The sequence below is a fragment of the Acinetobacter sp. UBA3132 genome (assembly GCF_002364825.1).
In the GTDB taxonomy this organism is placed as follows: domain Bacteria; phylum Pseudomonadota; class Gammaproteobacteria; order Pseudomonadales; family Moraxellaceae; genus Acinetobacter; species Acinetobacter schindleri.
In genome coordinates, this window is sequence record NZ_DEZM01000194.1 from 16582 (window position 1) to 17451 (window position 870).

1 protein-coding gene is annotated in these 870 nt (G+C 44.8%); it reads right to left on the bottom strand.

Annotated elements, in window-relative coordinates; genetic code table 11:
• A partial coding sequence (locus tag B4033_RS10690) for a 2-isopropylmalate synthase (RefSeq protein ID WP_286833850.1) occupies positions 1-870 on the bottom strand: 870 nt, incomplete at both ends.

Here is an 870-nt window from a genome sequence, read left to right on the forward strand (position 1 = left end):
TTTTTTGATCGCATCCTGATGTGAACCTGAGAACGCTGTAAACACCAAATCGCCCGCATATGGATGACGTGGATGTACAGGCAAACCGGTACATTCTTCAACAGTCGCGATGATTTCGTTAATGTTCGAGAAATCTAATTCTGGTGCAACACCTTGGGTATACATGTTTAAGGCAATTGCCGCTACGTCCACATTACCGGTACGTTCACCATTGCCGAATACACAACCTTCGACACGGTCAGCACCCGCCATAATCGCCAATTCAGACGCTGCAATGCCACAGCCACGGTCATTATGACAGTGAACTGAAATGATCACGCCGTCGCGACGCTCAATGTTGCGGTGCATCCATTCCACCTGGTCGGCATACACGTTTGGTGTAGAGACTTCGACAGTGGCCGGCAAGTTCAAGATGACTTTGTTGGTCGGAGATGCTTCCCAGATTTCAGTCACTGCATCACAGACATCTTTCGCGACTTCTAATTCAGTTGCAGAGAAACATTCAGGGCTGTACTGGAAGATAAATTCAGTTTCAGGCTGTTTCGCTGCATATTCTTTTACTTTTTGCGCTGCATTGATCGCTAACTGTTTCGCACCTTCAACATCCACATTTAACACTTTTTGACGGAAGGTCGGTGAGTTCGAGTTATAGATATGCACAATTGCGCGTTTTGCACCTTGTAAAGATTCGAAGGTACGTGCAATCAAATGATCACGTGCCTGAACCAATACTTCAATGTAAACATCATCCGGAATATGACCTTCTTCAATCAATTTACGGGTGAAGTCGAAATCAATTTGAGATGCAGACGGGAAGCCGATTTCAATATGTTTGAAACCGATTTTCACCAACATCTGGAACATTTTGAA